The following is a 17,027-nucleotide window of genomic DNA, read 5'->3' as shown; positions in this document are numbered from 1 at the left end:
TTGCTGTACATCGACGCAGGGATGACCTGTACGTCGACGGCCGGCTAGATGTCGAGGAAGCGGACGTCCTTGGCGTTGCGCTGGATGAAGCTGCGGCGGGACTCGACGTCCTCGCCCATGAGCACCGAGAAGATCTCGTCCGCCGCGGCGGCGTCGTCCATCGTGACCTGCAGCAGCGTGCGGTGCTCGGGGTCCATCGTCGTGTCCCACAGCTCGGTGTAGTCCATCTCGCCGAGGCCCTTGTACCGCTGGATCCCGTTCTCCTTGGGGATCCGCTTGCCCGCCGCGAGCCCCTCCGCCAGGAACGCGTCGCGCTCCCGGTCGGAGTACACGTAGTCGTGCGGGGCGTTCGACCACTTGAGCCGGTACAGCGGCGGCTGCGCCAGGAAGACGTGCCCGTGCTCGATGAGCGGGCGCATGTACCGGAACAGCAGGGTGAGCAGCAGCGTGCAGATGTGCTGGCCGTCGACGTCGGCGTCGGCCATGAGCACGATCTTGTGGTACCGCAGCTTGGCGATGTCGAAGTCCTCGCCGATGCCCGTGCCGAACGCCGTGATCAGGGCCTGGACCTCGGCGTTGGACAGCGCGCGGTCCAGCCGCGCGCGCTCCACGTTGAGGATCTTTCCCCGCAGCGGCAGGATCGCCTGGTTGTGCGGGTTGCGCCCGCGTACCGCCGAACCGCCGGCGGAGTCGCCCTCGACGATGTAGATCTCGCAGTCCTCGGGGCGGTTCGACTGGCAGTCCTTGAGCTTGCCAGGCATGCCGCCCGAGCTGAGGATGCCCTTGCGTCGCGTGGCCTCGCGCGCCTTGCGCGCGGCGATGCGGGCCTGCGACGCCGAGATCGCCTTGCGGATCACGTCGCGCCCCTCGTTCGGGTGCGCGTCGAACCAGTCCGTGAGCTTCTCCCGGACGACGCGCTGGACGAACGTCTTGGCCTCCGTGTTGCCCAGCTTCGTCTTGGTCTGGCCCTCGAACTGGGGCTCGCCGAGCTTGACGGAGATGACGGCGGTGAGGCCCTCGCGGATGTCGTCGCCCGTGAGGTTCTCGTCCTTCTCCTTGAGGATCCCCTTGTCCCGCGCATAGCTGTTGACCAGGGTCGTCATCGCCGCACGGAAGCCCTCCTCGTGCGTGCCGCCCTCGGTGGTCGCGATCGTGTTCGCGTAGGTGTGCACCGACTCGCTGTAGGCGTTGGTCCACTGCATCGCGATCTCGATGGAGATCTTGCGCTCGGCGTCCTCCGCCTCGACGTCGATGATCTCGGCGTGCACGAGCTCGGTCTTCTTCGCGGCGTTGAGGTGCGCGACGTAGTCGGTGAGACCGTTGTCGTACTTGTACGTCACCGTGCGGGTCCGGGGGGCGCCGGCCTGGTCCGTGCCGTCCGCCCCGGTGTCCACGGGCTCGCGCACCGCGTCGTCGGCGACGGCCGTCTCGGGGGCGCCCGTCACCTCGTCGTCCGTCCCGGCGTGCCCGCTGCGCTCGTCCGTCAGCGTGATGCGCAGGCCCTTGTTGAGGAACGCCATCTGCTGGAAGCGGGAGCGCAGGGTCTCGAAGTCGTAGTCCGTGGTCTCGAAGATCGAGTCGTCGGCCCAGAAGGTCTGGGTGGTGCCGGTCGTCTCGTCCGGGCCGAGCTCGTCGAGACGCTCCACCTCGGTGACCGGCTCGCCCCCGTCGCGGTACTCCTGGCGCCACCGGTGACCGTCGCGCTTGACCTCGGAGACGAACCGCGTGGACAGCGCGTTCACCACCGACATGCCGACGCCGTGCAGGCCGCCCGAGACGGCGTAGCCGCCGCCGCCGAACTTGCCGCCGGCGTGCAGGATCGTCATGACGACCTCGAGGGTCGGCTTGCCCTCGGTCGGGTGCATCGCGACCGGGATGCCACGCCCGTTGTCCTGGACCCGCACCCCGCCGTCGGCCATGAGGGTCACCTGGATGGTGTCGGCGTGGCCGGCGAGGGCCTCGTCCACAGAGTTGTCCACAATCTCGTACACCAGGTGGTGCAGGCCGCGCTCACCGGTCGAACCGATGTACATGCCCGGTCGCTTCCGGACCGCCTCCAGGCCTTCCAGGACGGTGATGTTGCCGGCGTCGTACCCGGCCCCCGGTCCTGGGGCTCCGTCGGTGGCGGCAGTACGAGGACGGGGGGTGTCGGTTCGGTCTGCCACGGGCGGGGTTGCTCCTCGGTCGTCGTGCACGCACCGGTGCCCGGAGGCAAGGAACGGCGCGGCTCACAGGTTCCGGGCACGAGCCGCCGCCATGCTGCGCGGAACGACGATCTGACGATCGTCCGCCAGGCTCGACGAGCCTGGCGTCCAGCGCCTCACCGGCGGTCGGGGCACGACCCGGAATGACCGTCCCAGTCTACCTGCCGAGGGCGGAGAACCGGCGGATTACCGGCCCTGGAGCGAATCTCTCCACGAGTTGGTCGCACACGTCACGCCCCTGTTCTCCACACGGTTGTCCACAGGCGCCGACAGCGTTGTCCGCGCCCGCCCCGACCCGGGTCGAACGACGGCGATGTATACCCTACGCACCTTTTTCGCAAGGCCTCCCTTTATCGCCCGTTTGCTGGTCTAATACACCGTGATTCCCCGTTTCGCACCCCGAGGCGCCCACGCGCGCCCGGTGTCACTACACGAAGGGACCCACCCCCGGTGAAGAAGACCCTGGCGGGCGTCGCAGCGTCGACGCTCGCCCTCGGCGGGATGCTGGTCGCGACCGCGGCCCCCGCCTCCGCGCACACCCCGACGGTCACGGCAAGCTGCGACAGCCTGCACGTCGATCTCAAGTCGTACCCCGACGCCACGGTCACGGTCACGATCGACGACCGCGAGGTGGCCTCGGAGGACTTCCAGGGCTCGTTCGACGAGACCTTCACCTTCGACGGCTCGACGTCCCACTCGTGGGAGGTCGTCGTCGACGCCCACGACGACGACACGTATGACAAGACCTATCCCGAGACGGGCGCCCCGGGTCTCACCGACCCTTGCCCCGGCGCCGAGCCCGATGTCGATGAGGCGCAGGTCGGCATCTACCTGTACGAGAAGCTCGACGCAGATCCTGCGAACGAGTGGAGCGGCAAGGACAAGGACGCACGCTGGGAGAACTCCGGGCTGCAGACCCTCCTCGGCACCAAGACGCTGCCGCTCCCTGCCCAGAAGGACGGCTCCTACTGGTACGACGAGCTGCCCAATCCTGACCTCGTCGCCGAGCTCCTGGCCGACGCCGACGTGTGCACCGACTGGGGCATCCAGCAGGACCTCGTGAGCGGTGGCCCGGACGAGTACACGATGCCGCAGAACATCACGTTCCCGGACGGTTCCTCGATGGACGGCCACCTCGTCGACCACACCCACCAGGAGCTGGAGGACCTCGGGGTCGTCCTGCCCTCAGGTGAGGCGTGCGGCGAGCCCACGCAGCCTCCGGTCGAGGAGGACGAGGTCGTGGTGCCTGTCGCGCCCGCCGCGGTGACCGTCTGCGGGGCCGACTCGTCCGACATCGAGCTGCCCGTCGCCACCGAGGAGGTCACGTACCTCGCCTCGGACGCCGGCGTGATCGCCACGCCGACCGCCGGCCACACCTTCGGCGACGACCTCGCCGGCTACGTCGTCAACGACAACGGCGACGCCGTCTTCCCCCTCGAGGACCTGCTTCCCAGCGCCGAGGACTGCGCCCTGGTCCCCGGCGACATCGCCGCGGTCTGCGAGTCCGAGGTCCCGTACCTCGCCTACGAGGTCAACCTGCCGGAGGGTGCCGAGACCGACGAGGAGACGCCGCTGACGGTGACCTTCCTCAACCCTGACGGCGACGACCACGTCGTCACCGACCTCCCGCTGGACGGCCGCCTGCTGTGGCCCGGCGCCTCCGACACCGCGCCGCTGCAGTGGCCGGGCTGGGAGCAGCTGGGGGACGGGTCGTACGTCGAGACGGACGGGAACTACGCCTGGACCCGCGAGGGCGTCGAGGTGCTCTTCGAGGTCAACCCGACGTACTCGACGATCGTGGAGTACCCGGAGGCGTCCACGCAGTGCGCCAACCCGGTCGGCACGGGCGGTGCCGACGTGATCGAGCAGGCGGACGACACGCCGCCGGCCCCGGCCGAGGTGGCCGACGCAGGGCCCGAGCTCGCCCGGACCGGCGCCACGGTCGGCGCCGTGGCCGGCGTGGCGGCGCTGCTGCTCGGCGGCGGCGCGACGCTCTTCTGGCTGCGCCGCCGGATGCGGAACGCCGAGGGCTGAGGCCCGGCACGGTGAGCCGATCACCCGCTGCACGATGACGAAGGGCCCGTCCGGCATCGCCGGGCGCGCCCTTCGTCATCGTCAGGACCGTGCTCGGCCTATCCGAAGGTGTCGCGCGGCCCCGGGCCACGCACCGACCGTCGGCCGCGCCGGAAACCCGGGCCCGCGGGCCCGAGCACCGTCACCTGCTCCACCACGCCCTCGCCGACCTCCTCCGCCAGCCGGCGCAGCAGCGTCGGCACCAGGAGGCGCACCTGCGTCGCCCACGCCGTGGAGTCGGCGCGCACGACGAGGACCTTCTCCTCGAACGTCTCCGGCTGGCAGTGGTCGGCCACCTGGTCGCCCACCACCTCGCGCCACCGGCCGATGACTCCGCCCACGGACACGTCCGACGTCCAGCCCTTGTCGCGCAGCAGGCGGGCCAGCACGTCCGACATGAGCTGCGGGTCCCGCGCCCCCGGCCCCTTGCGAGGGGCGTGCGGCTCGGCGAGCGGCGAGCGGCGCGGAGGCGATCCCGGACGCAAGCCCTTGGCCCGGGCGGCCGCCTTGGCCCGGTTCAGCGCCTCGCGCGCCACCTCGACGGCCGGCGTGAGCTCCGTGCGGTGGTGCACGGGTCGCACGTCGCCGTCGCGGCGACGCCGCCCGCCCGGCAGCGCCTCGTCGTCGGGGTCGTCGTCGGGCTCATCGTCGGGCTCGAGGTCCGGGCCGACACCGAGCCCGGCATCGACCCTGGCATCGACCCAGGCATCGACCCAGGCATCGAGCCCGTCGTCCCGCGGGGACGCGCCGTCGTCCGGCACGTCACGACGCACGACGCACCTGCCCCGGCGTGACCTCGAACCGCGCGCCCAGCAGCTGCGCCGGGACGTCCTCGGGCACGGCAGCGGTGATGAGCACCTGGCGGGCCGGGGCGACCAGCTCCGCGAGCCGTTCCCGGCGACGCACGTCGAGCTCGGCGAACACGTCGTCGAGGACGAGGACGGGGTCGGCGTCGGTACCGTGGTCGGGGTCCCAGAAGACGTCGTCCTGCGCCGTGGCGGACACGGGGGCGTCCGCCCCGACCCCGCCCAGCAGGCGGTACGACGCGAGGCGGAGCGCGAGCGCGAACGACCAGGACTCGCCGTGGCTCGCGTAGCCCTTCGCGGGCAGGCCGCCGAGCGTCAGGACGAGGTCGTCACGGTGCGGTCCCACGAGGCTCACGCCCCGCTCGACCTCCTGCGCGCGCACCTCGGACATCGCGGCGAGGATCGCCTTCTCGAGCTCCTCGGGGGGCGGTGCGTGCGTGCCGCCGTCCACCTCGGCGACTGTCGCACGGTAGGTGAGCTCGGCGTCCCCGTCCGCGTCGCTGACCTGCTCGTACGCCGCCGCGACCTCGGGTCGCAGGGCGCGCACCAGAGCCAGGCGCATGGTGAGGATCTGCGCGCCGAGCTGCGCGGCCTTGGCGTCCCACACCTCGAGGGTGGTCAGGTCGGGCGCGCTCCCCGCGCGCTGCGCGCCGCGCAGCGACTTCAGCAGCGCCGACCGCTGGCGCACCACGCGCTCGTAGTCCGACAGCAGGCCCGCGGCGCGCGGCAGCAGCTGCACGACGAGCTGGTCCAGGAAACGGCGGCGGCCGTCCGGGTCGCCCTTGACCAGCGCGAGGTCCTCCGGGGCGAAGAGCACCGTGCGCAGGATGCCCAGCACGTCCCGCGCCCGGCCGGCCTGGCCGCGGTTGACGCGGGCCCGGTTCGCCTTCCCGGCGGTGATCTCCAGCTCGACGGTCGACGCGCGGTCGGCCCGCACGATCCGGGTGCGCACCACCGCGCGCTCGGCGCCGGCGCGGATCAGGGGCGTGTCGGTGGCGACGCGGTGGCTGCCGAGGGTCGCCACGTAGCCGATGGCCTCGACGAGGTTCGTCTTGCCCTGGCCGTTGCGGCCGACGAAGGCGTTGGGGCCGGGCTCAAGCTCGACGTCGGCCGCGGCGTAGGACCGGAAGTCGAGCAGCGACAGGTGCGAGACGTACATAGGCTCCTGCGCAGGTCAGGCGGGAGGCTCGAGCGGGCTCCCGCCGGGGGAGGCCGGACCGGCCGGCCGTACGGCGTGCCCGCCGAACTGCTGGCGCAGGGCGGCGACCGCCTTCATCGCCGGGGACTCCTGCTGACGCGAGGCGAACCGCGCGAACAGGGCAGCCGAGATCACCGGGAGCGGCACCGCGTTGTCGATCGCCTCGTCGACGGTCCACCGGCCCTCGCCCGAGTCGTCCACCCAGTCGTCGATCGCGTGCAGCGCCGGGTCCTCCTCGAGCGCCTTGACCATGAGGTCCAGCAGCCACGACCGCACCACCGTGCCGCGGGTCCAGGCCTTCATCGTGCCGTGGACGTCGGTGACGATGTCCTTCGCCGCGAGCAGCTCGTACCCCTCGGCGTACGCCTGCATCAGCCCGTACTCGATGCCGTTGTGCACCATCTTGGCGAAGTGGCCCGCGCCCACCGAGCCGGCGTGCACGAACCCCTCCTCGCGAGGACCCTCGGGACGCAGCGCGTCGAAGACGGGCATGAGGTGCTCGACCAGCTCCTGGTCACCGCCGACCATGAGGCCGTAGCCGTTGTCCAGGCCCCACACGCCGCCCGAGACGCCGACGTCGACGTAGCCGATGCCCCGCTCCGCGAGCTCCGCCGCCCGCGCCTGGTCCTCGGGATAGTGCGAGTTGCCGCCCTCGATGACGATGTCGCCCGTCGCCAGCAGGCCGCCCAGCTCCTGGACGACGCCACGCGTCGGGTCACCGGCCGGGACCATGACCCACACCACGCGCCGCCCCTCGGGGAGTGCCGCCACCAGCGCGGCCAGGTCCGCCACGTCGCTGACCTCGGGGCGCGGGTCGTAACCCGTCACCTCGATGCCGCCGCGGCGCAGCCGCTCGCGCATGTTGTGGCCCATCTTCCCCAGGCCGACGAGACCGATGTGGCTGACCATGGTTCCTCCCGAGCGGTGGCTGTGGACGACGGACGGCGGCGCGGTGGGCGTCAGCCGGCGAAGCGGATCGGCACGAGCAGGTAGCGGTAGTCCGACGAGTCCTCGCCGTCCAGCGACTCCTGGCCGGTGAACTCGACGGGCTTGTTCGGGTGCGTGAAGGAGAGGCGGACGAAGTCCGTGCCGAGCGCGCCGAGCCCGTCCAGCAGGAACTGCGGGTTGAACGCGACCTGGATGTCCTCGCCGACGAGCACGGCCTCGAGGGCCTCCGACGCCTGTGCGTCGTCGCCCTGACCGGCGTCGAGCACCACCTGGCCGTCGGTGAACGACAGGCGGATGGGCGTGTTGCGCTCCGCGACCAGGGACACGCGCTTGGCGGCCTCGATGAGCGGACCGGTGGCGACGACGGCGTGGATGGGCGTGGCGTCCGGGAACAGGCGGCGGACGGGCGGGTAGTCGCCGTCCACGAGCTGCGACGTCGTGTGCCGGCCGCCGGCCTCGAAGCCGATGAGGTCGACCCCCTGGCCGGTGGACAGGCCGATGTTGACCAGGCCGCCGCCGCTGCCCAGCGACTTGGCGACGTCGGTCAGCGTGCGCGCGCGGACCAGCGCCACCGCGGAGTAGCCCGGGGTCGCCGGCGTCCAGACGAGCTCGCGCAGCGCGAGACGGTACCGGTCGGTCGCGATGAGCGTGATCCGCTCGCCCTCGATCTCCATGCGTACACCGGTGAGCAGCGGCAGCGTGTCGTCGCGGCTGGCGGCGACGCTGACCTGCGCCACGGCGTGCGTGAGGGCGTCGCCCGAGACGGTGCCGCTGAGCTCCGGCATGGCCGGCAGGGCGGGGTAGTCCTCGACGGGCATCGTCAGCAGCGTGAACCGCGAGGCGCCGCAGGTCAGCACGACCTTGGTGCCCTCGAGCGTCACGTCCACCGGCTTGTGCGGCAGCGCACGGGAGATCTCGGCGAGCAGCCGCCCCGAGACCAGCACCGTGCCGGGCTCGGAGACCTCGGCAGGGATCTCGGACCGTGCCGACACCTCGTAGTCGAAGCTGGACAGCCCGATCGTGCCCGCCGTGTCCACCTCGATGCGGACTCCCGCCAGCACCGGTGCCGGCGGTCGCGTGGGAAGCGTGCGCGCCGTCCAGGTCACGGCCTCCGCCAGGACGTCACGCTCAACCCGGAACTTCATCCCACTCCTCGAGTTGTCGGTCGGTACGGACGATGCCGCGGCTGTCGTCCGGGCCGCGTGGTGCCGGCGCCAGGGAGACAGGGCGGTCGTCCGAGCCAAACCCTACGCGAGTGGGACCGTCCTCGGCACGTGCTCGGTGCGGGCTCGTGAGCCGGGTCGTGGAGGAGGGCACGCAAAAGCGGGTGGCCGGCACTCGTGGCCTGATGAAGGTGAGGTGGATTTCCTTCTAGAACATCGTTCGTCATCGTCATCGGGGTTGTGGAATCTGGGGGAAACCGGTGTTTGCGCAGGTCAGAACGCTGCCGTTGCTGTGGAGACGGGTGGGGGCGAGGCTGTGGAGAAACGGGCGTACCTGTGGGCGACGGGATCTGTACCCACAGCCGTCCACCGATCTGGGGATCGTCGTCCACGATTTCCGGCGGTCGGTCCACACCCGTCCACAGGGTTGTCCACAGGTGTGCATCTCGCTGAGGGCGGCAGGTAGCGATTTGTCCACCATGTCGGTCCACAGGGCTGGGGACGACGACGCGCGGACGCCGGGAACTTCCCGGCGTCGTTGTGGGCAGAACTGTGGATCGCCCCCGTCCACAACGCGCGAACGCCCCGTCGGGCACGCACATGGCGGCCCGGCGGGGCGTCGGAGGGATCCAGCGGACCGGTCTGGACGTCGGCGTGTCAGCCGCGGTGCTGCTGCTTGATCCGGCTGGTGAGCTCGGTCACCTGGTTGTACGTGGACCGCCGCTCGGCCATCTGGCCGGCGATCTTGCGGTTCGCGTGCATGACGGTCGTGTGGTCGCGCCCGCCGAACTGCTGGCCGATCTTGGGCAGCGACAGGTCGGTGAGCTCCCGGCACAGGTACATGGCGATCTGGCGTGCCGTGACCAGCACCCGCGAGCGGGACGACCCGCACAGGTCGTCGATCGTGAGCCCGAAGTAGGCGGCCGTCTGCGCGATGACCATCGACGGGGTGATCTCCGCGGTGTCGTCGTCGGTGATCAGGTCCTTGAGGACGATCTCCGCGAGGGCGAGGTCGACCTGCTGCCGGTTGAGGTTCGCGAATGCCGTGACCCTGATCAGCGCGCCCTCGAGCTCGCGGATGTTGGTGGAGATGCGCGAGCCGATGTAGCTGAGGACGTCCGCCGGGACGTCGAGCCGCTCGCTGGCCGCCTTCTTGCGCAGGATGGCGATGCGGGTCTCGAGGTCCGGCGGCTGGACGTCCGTGATGAGGCCCCACTCGAACCGGGACCGCAGGCGGTCCTCGAACCCGTTGAGCTGCTTGGGCGGGACGTCGGAGGTGATGACGACCTGCTTGTTGGCGTTGTGCAGGGCGTTGAACGTGTGGAAGAACTCCTCCATCGTCTGTTCCTTGCCCTGCAGGAACTGGATGTCGTCGATGAGGAGCACGTCGACGTCGCGGTACCGCCGCTGGAACGCGCCGGCGCGCCCCTCGCCGATGCTGTTGATGAAGTCGTTGGTGAACTCCTCGGAGTTCACGTACCGCACCCGCACGTGGGGATACAGGTTGTGCGCGTAGTGCCCGATGGCGTGCAGGAGGTGGGTCTTCCCGAGGCCCGAGTCGCCGTAGATGAACAGCGGGTTGTAGGCCTTGGCCGGAGCCTCCGCGACGGCGACCGCAGCCGCGTGCGCGAAGCGGTTCGACGACCCGATGACGAAGGTCTCGAAGATGTACTTCGGGTTCAGCCGCGTCGGCTCGGCCGACGGCTTCGGCTTCGGGGGGAGCACGGGCGCGTCGTGCTCGTCCGGGACGTCCTGGTCGACCGGCGGAGCCGTGTAGTCCTGCGACGGTCCCGTGAGGTTGTCGCTGCTCAGCTCCGGGTCGACGGTGATGCCGAAGCGGATCTCGCGGCCGAGGGTCGACGCCATCGCCGAGACGAGCTGGTCGCGCACGCTCGTCTCCAGGTACGTGCGGGTCTGCTCGTGCGGGACGGCGATGAAGACGGTGTCGTCGAGGATCGCCATCGGCTTCGCGAGCTTGATGAACGCGAGCTGGCGGGCCGTCATGTCCGGCCTGGCCTCGAGCGTGGCGAGGGTGTGCGCCCAGACGTCGGTGATGTTCTCGTCCGGCTGGGCCACGGGCTGTCGTCCTTGTCGATAGGGATGGTCGTTCGGGTGGCGATGAAGCCGCGAGTCTGCCACGATCGGCGTCCGTCCACACAGTTGTCCACATGCTGTGGAAGGTGTGGATAACCCTGTGGGGGACGACCGTACCGGGCAGTGAGCGCGACGTCGCGCCGAGGTGCGTGAGGTCCTCGTCATCGTAGCCAACCGGCGGCGGGCAGGCCCGGGGCCCGGGTTTGACCTGACGGGGCCCGGCGGCGTAACGTCAGACAGCCTGTCCAGGTCCTTTCGCGCGCCCTTATGCGGGCTGCCGGTCCTCGGGCCGGTCAGTCGGCATCCTGCGTCGCCCTGGCGCACACCGACCTGTAGCCCTGCATCGTCGAGGAACTGACGGTGTGCCTCCCCGACGTTTTCCTTGGAGTACCTCGTGAGCAAGCGGACCTTCCAGCCGAACACCCGCCGTCGTGCCAAGACCCACGGCTTCCGGCTGCGCATGCGCACCCGCGCCGGCCGCGCCATCCTGGCGAACCGCCGTCGCAAGGGTCGCGTCGAGCTCTCTGCCTGACGCGTGCTGCCTGCGGCGCACCGACTGCGCCGTTCCGTCGACTTCGAACGGGCGGTGCGCCGCGGCACGCGTGCAGGACGATCGACCGTGGTGGTCCACCTCTTCCTCGATCCGGAGGAGGATGGTCCACCACAGGTCGGTCTTGTCGTATCCAAAGCCGTGGGGAACGCAGTGCATCGGAACAAGGTGAAGCGCCGGCTGCGGCATTCCGCGCAGCGCCACCTCGGTGCGCTTCCTCCCGGGGCGCGTGTCGTCGTCCGCGCCCTCCCGCCGTCCGCCGGAGCCACGTACGCGGATCTTGATCGCGACCTGGACCGCTGTGTCGAGCGCGCGGTCCGGCGCCTGACCGCCCCCGCGGGTCACGGCCGATGAGCGCACCGGCACTGGGGCGCGACGCACTGCGCAACCTCCCCACCACGGTCCTGATCGGGATCCTTCGTGTCTATCAGGCAGTCGTCTCCCCGCTGACCGGGCCCACCTGCAAGTACTACCCGTCCTGCTCGCAGTACGCGATCATCGCGATCCGTACGCACGGGACGCTGCGGGGGACCGGCCTCGCGCTGTGGCGCATCCTGCGATGCAACCCCTGGAGCCTTGGTGGCGTGGACGATGTGCCGCCTGCTCGTCCGAAGCACACGCACGACGACGTGCCGGATCACGAGCACCGCGGCGCCCCTCGCCACTGACCTCCCCGGATCGCGCCGCCGGGAAATCAGCTTTTCCGACCAAGGAGACATATCGGGATGCTCGACACCATCCTCTACCCCATCGAGTGGGTCGTGGCCTGGATCATGTACGGGTCGCACGCCGTCCTCACCACCCTCGGCATGCAGGACGGGGCCGGCCTCGCGTGGGTGCTGTCGATCGTGGCGCTCACCGTCGTGATCCGTATCGCGCTGATCCCGCTGTTCTTCAAGCAGATCAAGGCCTCGCGCGGCATGCAGATGATGCAGCCCGAGCTGCAGGCCGTCCAGAAGAAGTACAAGGGCAAGACGGATCCCGCGTCCCGCGAGGCCATGGGCCGCGAGACGATGGAGCTCTACCGCAAGCACGGCACCAACCCGATGGCGTCGTGCCTGCCGATCCTGCTCCAGTCGCCGATCTTCTTCGCCCTGTTCCGGGTGCTCAACAACCTGCAGCCGATCGCGGAGGGCTCGCGCGACGCCATCGGGCCGATCGACCAGCGCATCGCCGGTGACATCGAGACCTCGACGCTCTTCGGTGCGCAGCTCTCGGACGTGTTCCGTACCACCGACGACATGACGGCGCGGGTCGTCGTGATCGCGCTGATCATCATCATGAGCGCCACGATGTTCTTCACGCAGCGCCAGCTGACGATGAAGAACATGCCGAAGGCCGCCCTCGAGGGGCCGATGGCCAGCACTCAGAAGATGATGCTGTACATCCTCCCGGTGATCTTCCTGATCTCGGGTGTGAACTTCCCGGTCGGTGTGCTGATCTACTGGGTCATCTCGAACCTGTGGTCCATGGGGCAGCAGTTCTACACGATCAAGAAGATGCCGGCGCCCGGCTCCGAGGCCGAGCGGCTGCTCAAGGAGAAGCAGGCGCGCAAGGCCGCGGCGAAGGGTGCCATCGAGGCAGAGCCCGCGCCCGAGCCCGAGAAGCCGCAGGGCCAGCGGCAGCAGCCCAAGCGCAAGAACCGGCAGAAGCGACGCTGAGCACCGAGAGGACCATGACGACGGACATGAGCACGCAGACGCCTGTGGAACAGGATCCGGACCGCACCCGCCGCCTCGAGGAGGAGGGGGAGGTCGCGGCCGACTACCTCGAAGAGCTTCTCGATATCGCCGACCTCGACGGGGACATCGACCTCGACATCCGCCACGACCGCGCCGCGGTCGAGGTGGTCGCCGAGCCGCAGGACTCGCTCGCGGCGCTGGTCGGTCGTGACGGCGAGGTCCTGGAGGCGCTCCAGGAGCTGACCCGCCTGGCAGTCCAGACGCGGACGGGGGAGCGGAGCCGGCTCATGCTCGACGTGGCGGGCTTCCGGGCCGCTCGGCGTCTCGAGCTCACGGAGCTGGCAGAGCGTGCGGTGGCACAGGTCCGCGAGACGGGGGAGGAGCTCGAGCTCGACCCCCTGAACGCGTTCGAGCGCAAGGTCGTGCACGACGTCGTCGCGGACGCCGGTCTCGTGAGCGACTCGCGCGGCGTGGAGCCGGAGCGTTACGTCGTGGTCCAGCCGGCAACGGCTTCTGAGTGACGTGTCCTCGAGGGCCCGTCGTTTCACGTGAAACGACGGGCCTTCGTGCTGGACAGGCCGGGGCGTCCTCCGTGTCGTGGGGGCCCCGGCAGGACGAGCGGCCGCCGGCGTGACGGCGACGGCGGCCCGAGGAGGAGAGTAGTGATGGCGGAGCAGGAGCAGGAGCCCGACCGGCAGGCGGACGTCGAGCTGGGAGCGAGCGATCAGGTGCGCGCCCTGTTCGGCGACCGATACGACGTCGTCGCGGGCTTCGCGGATCGGCTGCAGGCTGAGGGTGAGCTGCGTGGGCTCATCGGCCCGCGGGAGGTGCCCCGCCTGTGGGAGCGCCACCTCCTGAACTCCGCGGCGGTCCTCCCGTACCTGTCAGCGGCAACCAGCATTGCCGACGTCGGCTCGGGCGCGGGCCTGCCGGGCATCGTCATCGCCGCCATGCGTCCCGAGGCCGAGGTCTATCTCATCGAGCCGATGGAGCGCCGCACCGCGTGGCTCACCGAGGTCAGCGGCGACCTCGGGCTGGACAACGTCCAGGTCAAGCGTGGCCGGGCGGAAGAGTTCCACGGCGCGTTCGAGGTGGACGTCGTCACGTCGAGAGCAGTCGCAGCGCTGTCGAAGCTGGCCCGGATGAGCCTTCCCCTCGCGCGGCCCGGCGGCGAGATGGTGGTGCTCAAGGGACGAAATGTCGCCCAGGAGATCGAGCCGGCCCGCAAGGTCCTGCGCTCCTTCCGGTGTTCGGAGCCAGAGCTGCTCGACGGGGTGACGGTCGACGGGGTCGAGCCCACCACCATCCTGCGGGTTCGCCGGGGCTGACCCTGGCCCGCTTTCCCAGGGACGGCCAGGAGTGGACGGTTTCCGCCGCGCGCCGGGCGTGACCTGCAGCGGTGCGAGCCGGACAAGGGCGTCGGGCCCGTTGAGGTCCACTTCGGTCGGCCGACTCGGACGCCTGCCTGATCCCGGATCGGGCGGGTTGCCGACAGGACGGAGTTTCGGGCAGACCGGGTCGGTGCCACACCGTAGAGTGAGCGCGGAGCCTGGAGGCGACTCGTCTCTTCGAGACGCCGGATCCTGGCGGCAGTAGGTGACGAACCGGAGGAGTGGCACGTGAGCACCAGCACGGAACACGTCGACGACGCCCCTCGGGGCGGCGAGTTCCCGTCGGCAGATCGTGCTGTTTCACGTGAAACACGGCCGCACCTCGAGTGGGCCGACGGCGGGCTGCCCCCGGGTATCGACGCCCACCGCGCAGCCCTCGTGGCGTCCGTTCCGGTCGCGGACGACTCGACGCCGTTGGCGGCACAGCTGGCGATCGACGCGCGCCGACGCATCGACCTCCAGGGTCGCCAGTTCCCCAAGCCTGATCAGACTCGCGTCATCACGGTGGCGAACCAGAAGGGTGGCGTCGGCAAGACGACCACCACGGTGAACCTCGCCGCCGGCCTCGCCCAGTCAGGGCTGAACGTCCTCGTCATCGACAACGACCCACAGGGGAACGCCTCGACCGCGCTGGGGATCGAGCACCGCGCGGGGACTCCATCGATCTATGAAGTGCTGATCGAGGGCGAGCCGCTGGAGAACACGATCCAGGAGTGCCCTGAGGTTCCCGGACTCTACGGAGTGCCGGCCACCATCGACCTGTCTGGCGCCGAGGTCGAGCTGGTCTCGCTGGTTTCACGTGAAACGAGGCTTCGCCGGGCGCTGGACTCGTACCTGGAGAAGCGCGTCGCGCAGGGTGAGCCGCAGATCGACTACGTCCTCGTGGACTGCCCCCCGAGTCTCGGACTGCTGACCCTCAACGCCTTCGTGGTCGGCCGCGAGGTGCTGATTCCGATCCAGTGCGAGTACTACGCGCTGGAAGGGCTGAGCCAGCTGCTGAAGACGATCGAGCTCATCAAGGCACATCTCAACCCTGAGCTGCGCGTGTCGACGATCCTCCTCACGATGTACGACGGCAGGACCAACCTCGCTCAGCAAGTTGCGGCGGAGGTGCGTGAGCACTTCCCGGAACAGACCCTCCGAACGACGGTCCCACGGTCCGTGCGGATCTCGGAGGCTCCGAGCCATGCGCAGACCGTCATGACCTACGATCCGAGCTCGACGGGTGCACTGGCGTACCTGGAAGCGGCTCGAGAGCTGGCGGAGCGCGCACCAAAGCGCGCTCACCTGCAGTGATGCGCTCCAGCGGCGGGGACCGGCATCGCCGCTCGCATGCCCGGAAGCTTGGACAGACGACGACGGGGTCGCAGCACCCCACGGTGCAGGAGGCACGAGCATGAGTCAGAAGAAGCGCGGTCTCGGCCGCGGGCTGGGTGCGTTGATCCCCTCTGGTCCGGAGACTGACCGCCCTGTCGACGTGTTCTTCCCGGCGTCGGAGAAGTCCGGGAGCGGTAAGACGTCGGCGACCGCGGTGGCGGACCGCCCCGACGAAGGCTCCGAGGACCGCGAGAACGGTGACGGCCAGCCGCGCACGAAGGCACGCACCGCGTCCTGGGACTCCGCGATCGCCGGCGGACGCCTGAGCATCCGCACGGGCGCGGACGGCTCACGACTCGACCCGACGGACCTGGCACCGGCGGAGACCGCAGCGCCGACCGGCGGCCTGACCAGCGTAGATGCCATCCTCGACTCGAGCGTGGGCGCGGACGTCAACGAAGACGACGGAGCCTCTACGCCGTCGGGGAACAGGGGGACCGACTCCCCGTTCGGTGTGATCACGCGCATCACCGTGTCGGAGACCGATGGATCCGCCGCCGCAACGGACGTGCCGGAAGCGCCGTCCGAGCCTGAGTCCGGTTCTGGACAGGACGATGAGCCGACCACGCAGGTCGATGCGGGTACTGACGATTCTGTTTCACGTGAAACAGAGCTTGTCCCGGTCCCTGGGGCGCATTTCGCCGAGGTCCTGGTCGACTCCATTCGTCCGAACACCTGGCAGCCACGAACCGTCTTCGATGACGGTGAGCTCGACGAGCTGGTGGCCTCGATCTCGGAGATCGGCGTCCTGCAGCCCATCGTGGTCCGCCCCGACAAGGACCGGCCCGACGGCTACGAGCTCATCATGGGGGAGCGTCGGTGGCGCGCCGCGCAGGCGGCAGGGCTGGATGCGATCCCTGCGATCGTCCGGTCCACCGAGGACTCGGACATGCTCCGCGACGCGCTCCTGGAGAATCTGCACCGGGCCGCGCTGAACCCGCTTGAGGAGGCAGCGGCGTACCGTCAGCTTCTCGACGACTTCGGATGCACGCACGAGGAGCTGGCGGGTCGGATCGCACGGTCGCGGCCGCAGATCTCCAACACCCTGCGGCTGTTGAAGCTGCCCCCGTTGGTCCAGCGCCGGGTGGCGGCCGGGGTGCTCTCAGCGGGCCATGCGCGTGCACTGCTCGGGCTGTCCGACGGTGCCGAGATCGAACGGTTGGCGCAGCGGATCGTCTCCGAAGGGCTCTCGGTGCGGGCGACCGAAGAGGTGGTCACCCTCCTGACCAGCGGTGACGCCGAGAAGGCGGCGCGGCGGGCACCGCGCGCCGGTCAGCGCAGCGAGGCGATGGACGAGTTGGCGTCGCGTCTCTCCGATCGGTTCGAGACACGTGTGAAGGTCAATCTCGGCAAGTCGAAGGGACGACTCACGGTGGAATTCGCCTCGGTCGACGACCTCAATCGCATCCTGGAGGTCATCGCGCCGGAGGACCCCGGGCTGCTGCGCCGCTGACACGAGGCCAAGGGGCCGCCGGACGTTCCACGTGAAACGTCCGGCGGCCCCTGTGGTTTGTCGCGTGGGTCGTCGCAAACGCTCACCT

15 protein-coding genes are annotated in these 17,027 nt (G+C 70.1%); 9 read left to right on the top strand and 6 right to left on the bottom strand.

The genetic code is table 11. The features are described 5' to 3' along the window. Window positions 1-44 precede the first annotated feature (44 nt). Entirely contained in the window at window positions 45-2,165 is a 2,121-nt protein-coding gene (gene gyrB, locus IEW03_RS15595; RefSeq protein WP_188524624.1) for a DNA topoisomerase (ATP-hydrolyzing) subunit B, read from the bottom strand. Window positions 2,166-2,654: 489 nt separating this feature from the next. On the opposite strand from gyrB, the gene IEW03_RS15590 reads away from it, so the two are divergent. After that, window positions 2,655-4,238, top strand: a complete 1,584-nt coding sequence (locus IEW03_RS15590) for a hypothetical protein (RefSeq protein WP_188524623.1) — start codon at window positions 2,655-2,657, stop codon at window positions 4,236-4,238. Window positions 4,239-4,336: 98 nt separating this feature from the next. On the opposite strand, the gene IEW03_RS15585 is transcribed toward IEW03_RS15590, so the two are convergent. The 5 genes from IEW03_RS15585 to dnaA form a co-directional block, all read right to left on the bottom strand. After that, a complete protein-coding gene (locus IEW03_RS15585; RefSeq protein WP_229738228.1) occupies window positions 4,337-5,050 on the bottom strand; it encodes a DciA family protein in 714 nt (237 codons plus the stop codon). Further along, complete coding sequence (gene recF, locus IEW03_RS15580; RefSeq protein WP_188524622.1) at window positions 5,040-6,242, bottom strand: DNA replication/repair protein RecF; 1,203 nt, start codon at window positions 6,240-6,242, stop codon at window positions 5,040-5,042. The genes IEW03_RS15585 and recF overlap by 11 nt, the downstream gene beginning before the upstream one ends. Window positions 6,243-6,257: 15 nt before the next feature. Further along, window positions 6,258-7,190: a phosphogluconate dehydrogenase (NAD(+)-dependent, decarboxylating) gene (gene gnd, locus IEW03_RS15575; protein WP_188524621.1), complete on the bottom strand. Its 933-nt coding sequence runs from the start codon at window positions 7,188-7,190 to the stop codon at window positions 6,258-6,260. Window positions 7,191-7,240: 50 nt separating this feature from the next. Next, complete coding sequence (gene dnaN, locus IEW03_RS15570; RefSeq protein WP_188524620.1) at window positions 7,241-8,374, bottom strand: DNA polymerase III subunit beta; 1,134 nt, start codon at window positions 8,372-8,374, stop codon at window positions 7,241-7,243. A 675-nt stretch (window positions 8,375-9,049) separates the two neighbouring features. Continuing rightward, window positions 9,050-10,468 carry a chromosomal replication initiator protein DnaA gene (dnaA, locus tag IEW03_RS15565; protein ID WP_188524619.1) on the bottom strand — a complete coding sequence of 473 codons (1,419 nt, stop codon included), beginning with the start codon at window positions 10,466-10,468 and terminating at the stop codon, window positions 9,050-9,052. Window positions 10,469-10,880: 412 nt separating this feature from the next. Here dnaA and rpmH point away from each other — a divergent pair, with 412 nt between their 5' ends. From rpmH to IEW03_RS15525, 8 genes are all read left to right on the top strand, one after another. After that, window positions 10,881-11,018, top strand: coding sequence for a 50S ribosomal protein L34 (rpmH, locus tag IEW03_RS15560; RefSeq protein WP_068205264.1), 138 nt, complete (start codon window positions 10,881-10,883; stop codon window positions 11,016-11,018). A gap of 3 nt (window positions 11,019-11,021) precedes the next feature. Next, window positions 11,022-11,390 (top strand): ribonuclease P protein component, encoded by a 369-nt coding sequence (rnpA, locus tag IEW03_RS15555; protein ID WP_188524618.1) that lies wholly within the window; start codon window positions 11,022-11,024, stop codon window positions 11,388-11,390. Then, window positions 11,387-11,704 (top strand): membrane protein insertion efficiency factor YidD, encoded by a 318-nt coding sequence (gene yidD / locus IEW03_RS15550; RefSeq protein ID WP_188524617.1) that lies wholly within the window; start codon window positions 11,387-11,389, stop codon window positions 11,702-11,704. Before rnpA ends, yidD begins: the two co-directional genes overlap by 4 nt. Window positions 11,705-11,761: 57 nt before the next feature. Then, complete coding sequence (yidC, locus tag IEW03_RS15545) at window positions 11,762-12,697, top strand: membrane protein insertase YidC (RefSeq protein ID WP_188524616.1); 936 nt, start codon at window positions 11,762-11,764, stop codon at window positions 12,695-12,697. 26 nt (window positions 12,698-12,723) lie between these two features. Then, a complete protein-coding gene (locus IEW03_RS15540) occupies window positions 12,724-13,239 on the top strand; it encodes a Jag family protein (RefSeq protein ID WP_188524615.1) in 516 nt (171 codons plus the stop codon). Between the two features lie 144 nt (window positions 13,240-13,383). Further along, the gene (gene rsmG, locus IEW03_RS15535) at window positions 13,384-14,046 is read left to right on the top strand and encodes a 16S rRNA (guanine(527)-N(7))-methyltransferase RsmG (RefSeq protein WP_188524614.1); all 663 of its coding nucleotides are present in this window, start codon (window positions 13,384-13,386) and stop codon (window positions 14,044-14,046) included. 405 nt (window positions 14,047-14,451) lie between these two features. Then, window positions 14,452-15,405, top strand: a complete 954-nt coding sequence (locus tag IEW03_RS15530) for a ParA family protein (RefSeq protein WP_188524703.1) — start codon at window positions 14,452-14,454, stop codon at window positions 15,403-15,405. Between the two features lie 100 nt (window positions 15,406-15,505). Further along, complete coding sequence (locus IEW03_RS15525; RefSeq protein ID WP_188524613.1) at window positions 15,506-16,939, top strand: ParB/RepB/Spo0J family partition protein; 1,434 nt, start codon at window positions 15,506-15,508, stop codon at window positions 16,937-16,939. Window positions 16,940-17,027: the final 88 nt, after the last annotated feature.

Source organism: Isoptericola cucumis, from assembly GCF_014635665.1.
GTDB classification, from domain to species: Bacteria; Actinomycetota; Actinomycetes; order Actinomycetales; family Cellulomonadaceae; genus Isoptericola; species Isoptericola cucumis.
The sequence above is the reverse complement of the archived record's forward strand: the minus strand, read 5'-3'. Positions and strand labels throughout refer to the sequence as shown.